3 protein-coding genes and 2 pseudogenes are annotated in these 5,406 nt (G+C 74.2%); 4 read left to right on the top strand and 1 reads right to left on the bottom strand.

What is annotated here, in order from left to right; translation table 11 throughout:
- Positions 1-102: 102 nt before the first annotated feature.
- Entirely contained in the window at positions 103-1,140 is a 1,038-nt protein-coding gene (locus SSBG_RS09055; RefSeq protein ID WP_008745880.1) for a chitinase, read from the bottom strand.
- 349 nt (positions 1,141-1,489) lie between these two features.
- Between SSBG_RS09055 and SSBG_RS09050 the strand changes: the two genes are divergently transcribed.
- The 4 genes and pseudogenes from SSBG_RS09050 to SSBG_RS09035 all read left to right on the top strand — a co-directional run.
- Positions 1,490-2,020, top strand: a complete 531-nt coding sequence (locus SSBG_RS09050; protein ID WP_008745879.1) for a hypothetical protein — start codon at positions 1,490-1,492, stop codon at positions 2,018-2,020.
- A 101-nt stretch (positions 2,021-2,121) separates the two neighbouring features.
- A pseudogene (locus SSBG_RS09045) lies at positions 2,122-3,231 on the top strand (sensor histidine kinase).
- Positions 3,228-3,893: pseudogene (locus tag SSBG_RS09040) on the top strand (response regulator). Before SSBG_RS09045 ends, SSBG_RS09040 begins: the two co-directional pseudogenes overlap by 4 nt.
- A 485-nt stretch (positions 3,894-4,378) precedes the next feature.
- On the top strand, positions 4,379-5,406 hold a 1,028-nt coding region (locus tag SSBG_RS09035), incomplete at its 3' end, for a hypothetical protein (protein WP_008745877.1).

Below are 5,406 nucleotides of genomic sequence, written 5' to 3'. Positions count from 1 at the left end.
CGTCCGCCCCGGACGCGCGACAACGGCCGTACGGGGCACGTACGGAAGCGGTCGCACGACCCGCCCCCGTACGCACCCCGTACGTGCTCCGTCCAGGCCGGGCTACAGCCCGTGCACGTGCGCGCCCACGGCGTCCGACCAGGAATTGCCCTCGGACGCGTCCCAGTTGGTGGACCACGTCATCGCGCCGCGGATGCCCGGGTAGGTCTTGTCGGGCTTGAAGCTCCCGCAACTCGTGCCCTTGGCGAGGCAGTCGAGCGCCGCGTTCACGACGCTCGGGGCGACGTAGCCGCCGCCCGCCGCGCTCGCCGACGCCGGGACGCCGAGGCCGACCTGCGAGGGGTCGAGACCGCTTTCGAGCTGGATGCACGCGAGCCCGGTCAGGAAGTCGACCGTGCCCTGCGCGTACACCTGGCCGTCGCAGCCGAGCATCGAACCGCTGTTGTAGTACTGCATGTTGACGACCGTGAGGATGTCCTTCACGTCCAGGGCCGTCTTGAAGTACTCGTTCGACGTCGACTGCATGTCGATCGTCTGCGGGGCCATCGTCAGGACGAAACCCGAACCGGCCTTCGCGGCGAGGTCGTGCAGGGCCTGCGACATGTAGGTGGAATTGAGGCCGTTCTCCAGGTCGATGTCGACCCCGTCGAAGCCGTACTCCTCCATCTGCGCGTACACCGAGTCCGCGAACGCTCCGGCCGAGGCTGCGTCGTTGACGCTGACCGTGCCCTTCTCGCCGCCCACCGAGAGGACGACGCTCTTCCCCTCGGCCTGCTTCGCCTTCACGTCCGCCTTGAACTGGTCCTCGGTGTAGCCGCCGAGACCGGCCGAGTCGACGCTGAAGTCCACCGCGCCCGGAGTCGCGGTCGCGTCCGCGAAGGCGACCGCGATGATGTCGTACTGGTCCTGCACGTCCGCGAGGGTCTGGACCGTCGCGCCGTTGTCGAAGTTCTGCCAGTAGCCGGTGAGCGCGTGCGCCGGTACGGCCGCCTCCTGCTCCGCGGCGCTCGCGGGCGCGATCCCGGCCGTGAGCGCCGTCGCGCCCAGCGCGAGCGCGGCGAGGCCCGTGAGCGCCGTCCCGAGCGCGCCACGGCGCTTACGGTCCGCGCGCGAGGAACGGCGGTGGGGGGAATGCAGCATAAAAGTGCCTCCTGTGGGGGGAGTTGACGACGGTGGGGCGCCATCGCCCTCCAAGCTGGTCCAGACCAATAAGTGCTGTCAAGGGGCGGTGCGGGACTTCTCCCGGCGGATACGGGGACAATCCCCGCCCTTCGTGGCGACCCGCCCCGCTCCGTCCGCCACTCCCGCCGTCCCGCACTCCCGTCCCCTCCCGCACTCCCGCCCCCTCCGGCACTCCCGCCCCGCACCCTCGCCCCCGTCGCCGCCCCGCTCCCGCGCTCTCCGCCTCCACCGCCGCCCCCCTTTCTCCACCCCGGATTCCACCCACGGGTCCAGGCGTCGGAGGCCCACCGACAGCAGGCTTGGGGACATGACAACGACCGAGTGGATCACCGACATCGCTCTCCTCCTCGTCGTCTTCCGGCAGCTGCGGGAAGACCGGCTGGACCTCAAGACCTTCCTGATCCCGCTGGGGATCGTGGCCTTCGTGGCCCCCTCCTACCTCAGCTCCGTCCCCACCGGCCGCAACGACCTCGTGCTCATCGGCGCCCTCGTGGCCGTGGGCGCCGCGCTCGGCATCGCCGGCGGCGTCTGCACCCGGGTCAGGGCCGCGGGCGGACACGTCCTGATCAAGGCGGGCGTGGTCTCCGCCGTCCTGTGGGTGCTCGGCATGGGCGCCCGGATGGGCTTCCAGCTGTGGACCCAGCACGGCGGTGCCGACGACGTCGCCCGGTTCAGCCTCACCCACCACATCACCAGCGACCAGGCGTGGGTGGCCGCCTTCGTCCTGATGGCGCTCACCGAGGTCGTCACGCGGCTGGCCACGATCTTCGTGCGCGGCCGGCTGCTCACCGCCACGCGGCCCGCCCCCGCCGCGAGCCGGGCCGGGGTCCGGCCGTGAGCTATGGTCTGGCCGTGTCCACCCCCGAGACGGCCCCGTCCCCCCGGCAGGCCCCGCCCCCCTCGGCCCCGCACCGGCCGGTCCCGGGGCGGGAGCCCTGGGTGCAGTGGGCGCTGACGGCGGCGGTCGTCGTCAGCGGGGCCCCTGACGATCCGGCCGATGGGGTCCGGCGGCCGGGGCCTCGTGGTCGCGGTCCTCTTCGTACTGAACTGCGCGGCGCTGCTCGCGCGCGGCCTGCCCCGCGACAAGGTCCCGCCGCGCGCCGCGCTCCTCTGGCTCTCGCTCGGCGTCCTCGCGGCGGTGGCCCTGATCGGCGTGAGCGGTGCCGGTACGGGATACCTCTTCGCCTACTTCCTCTGCGGCCACATCGGCTACCGGCTGCCGACCCGGCAGGCCCTCCTCCTCGCGCTCGCCTGCGGACTGCTCAGCGCCGGGGGCCTGGCCCTGCCCGCCGCGCCCGGGCACGACGCGGTGCCCTGGCTCGTCGGCCTGAGCACCGGCGCACCGGTCTCGTGATGGGGATGCTCAACCGCGTCCAGCACCAGGCCGTGGACGCCGCGCTGTCGGCGGCCGAGAGCGGGGAGCGCGCCGCCCGGGCCGAGGCGCAGGCCGCCGTGCTCGCCGAACGCGGCCGGATCGCCCGGGACGTGCACGACGTCCTCGCGCACTCGCTGGCCGGGATCAACATGCAGCTCGAACTGGCCGACGCGCTCCTCGACACCGGGGATCTGGCGAAGGTCAGGGCGGCCAACGACAAGGCCCACAGCCTCGTCAAGGAGAGCTTGCAGCAGGCGCAGTGGACCGTCCACGCGCTGAGCGAGGACGCCCTGCCGCTCGTGGACACCCTCACGGCGATGCTCGAATCCTCCGGCCACCGCGACGCGCTCACCGTCACGGGCACCCCCGTGGAGGCACCGGCCCAGGTCACGCGGAACCTGCTGCGGATCGGCCAGGAGTCCCTGACGAACGCCGCCCGCCACGCCCCGGGCGGCGCGGTCCGCGTCGAGCTCGCCTTCACGGCGTCCTCGACGGCGCTGACGATCCGCAACGGGCCCGCGAGCCGTACGGTGAAGGCCGCGACCGGCAGCGGCATGGGGCTGATCGGAATGCGCGAACGCGTCGCCCTGCTGGGCGGCACCCTCACCGCCGGACCGGTCACCGAGGGACCGGACGAGGGCGGCTGGCACGTGGAGGCAGTGATCCCGCGATGAGTGAACCCACCGAGACCGCACGGCCGTTGCGCGTGGTCGTCGCCGACGACCAGGCCGCGGTGCGCGAACCGCTCGCCGCCGTACTGGGCTAGGCCGAGGACATCGACGTCGTCGCGGCGGCCGGGGACGGCGGCGGCGTGCTCGACGCGGTCGCCGAGGGTCCCGTGGACGTCGTCCTGATGGACCTGCGGATGCCGGTGCTCGACGGGATCGAGACCACCCGCAGGCTGAGCGAGGCACACCCCGAGGTGGCCGTCGTCGTGCTCACCACGTTCGCCGACGACGACTCGATCCTGGCCGCCCTCGGCGCGGGCGCCCGGGGCTACCTGACGAAGAACGCCGGACGCCAGGACATCGTGCGCGCGATCCGCGCCGCCGCCGCGGGCCAGTCCGTCCTGGACCGCGCCGTCCAGGACCACCTCCTCGCCACCGTGCGCACCAGGCCGCCCGAGCCCGCCCGGGGGCTGCCCGCCGACCTCACGCCCCGCGAGCGCGAAGTGCTCACGCTCATCGGCCAGGGCCTGCCGAACCGCGCGATCGCCGAGAAGCTCTTCGGCAGCGAGGCGACGGTCAAGACGCACATCAACAATCTCTTCGCGAAAGCGGGCATCAAGGACCGGGCCGACGCCGTGCGCCGGGCCCTCACGGCCGGCCTCGCCTGACCACCCCGGCCCGCCTCGCCGCCGTCCCCGGCCCGCCTCGCCCCCGTCCCGCCCGTCCCCGCCTCACGCTCGCCCCGCCCCCCTCGGCACCCCCCGACACGAGTGGACAGATGTTTCGGCAAGGGCCCGAAGGCCCCCTTCCGCCCGGCGCATCCGGTCACGGAAGCGGTCACCGGCGGCGGGCAAGCCGACACAATCCACCCAACCCTCCTCGCACAACCGCACTTTCCGGCCAAGATCCGGCGTTCAGCCGTGGAAACCCCGCGCGGTCGTAAGGCCCTACGAACCCTGCGAAGTGGGGTGTTGAGGGTGCTGCGGCTGGATATGGTGCAGGAGCGAGAGGCAGCGTGCCGCTCGACCGGGCTCGGCGTGCTCGCGCGCACCCGCCCGGGAAACGGGGACCGGAACCGCGAACGGGACCGGGAAAGCACCGGGCCTCGCGCGCCCGCGCGCAGGTGGACCGGGGAAGGACAGGGGGTGGGACCGTGCCGATCGCTGTCGCCGTGACCGGGAGCGACCTCGTGCTCCCCTCGCCGGACCGCCACACTCCCGGCGCCGTCGCGCTCAAGGCCGCGACGGGCGCCCCGCTCGCCGACGCCCTCACCGAACTCCACGCCTTACTGGAGCAGCACGGCTGGCTCATCGTGCTGCACTCCACCGCCGCCGCCCCGGAGACGATCCGCCGCGTGCGCACCGCCCGCGCGGCGCTGGAGGCGGAGCGCGTCACCCTCGTCGGGCTCGACCTGCCCCCGCTCGGGATCGCCCTCGTGGCCCTCCAGTTACGCCAGCTCTCGGTCTGCGACTTCACCCCCGGCGTCCTCGCCTCGGCCGCCCGGCTCCTCGCCCACTACGTGCACGCGGGCGCCGTGCTCGGCTCGCTCGCCCGGCTCGACCGCGTCCCCGTCCCGCTCGGCTCGCATGCCCGCTCCCGCCTCCCGGGCACCCAGTACGCGGTCCAGGCACACCCCGAGCCCCGCCTCGTCAAGGCAGTGCCCGGCGCCGAACTCCCCGGCCCCGACTTCGCGACCCGCCTCTACCTCGCCCACGGCGACCGCCCCTCGGCCTGGCTCGGCGAGACCCTCGCCCGCACCTGGCAGGTCCAGTCCGTCACCGAAGTGCCCCTCCCCGAGGACTCGGCGAGCTGGTGGGGCACGGGCAAGCTCACCGAGTTCGCCGCCGGCATCCCCGACATCTCCGTCCTCTACCAGCTCGTCTCCTCCGTGCGCAGGGAACGCTGCCGCTGGTGCGGGCTCGAATTCCTGGGCGACCGCTGCGGATTCTGCGGCGCCCCCCTGACCCCGCCGGCACTCCGCGCCCCCGGCCCCCCGGCCGCGGCCGGCCCCGTACACGGCGCACCGGCGGCCGGCCCCGTACACGGCGCACCGGCAGCCGGGCCCGTACACGGCCTCCCCGCCGCCCGCCGCCCGGCAGCCGCCCTCCCGCACGCCGCCGCCCGCCCCGCCGACGCCCTCCCGGACCCCCCGGGGACCGCCGGAGTGCCCGGCCCGCCCGG

The organism is Streptomyces sp. SPB074 (assembly GCF_000154905.1).
In the GTDB taxonomy this organism is placed as follows: domain Bacteria; phylum Actinomycetota; class Actinomycetes; order Streptomycetales; family Streptomycetaceae; genus Streptomyces.
The sequence above is the reverse complement of the archived record's forward strand: the minus strand, read 5'-3'. Positions and strand labels throughout refer to the sequence as shown.

Excerpts from the sequence above, each read along its gene's own strand:
- SSBG_RS09050 (WP_008745879.1), top strand. The coding sequence starts at position 1,490 with ATGACAACGACCGAGTGGATCACCGACATCGCTCTCCTCCTCGTCGTC.
- SSBG_RS09055 (WP_008745880.1), bottom strand. The coding sequence starts at position 1,140 with ATGCTGCATTCCCCCCACCGCCGTTCCTCGCGCGCGGACCGTAAGCGC.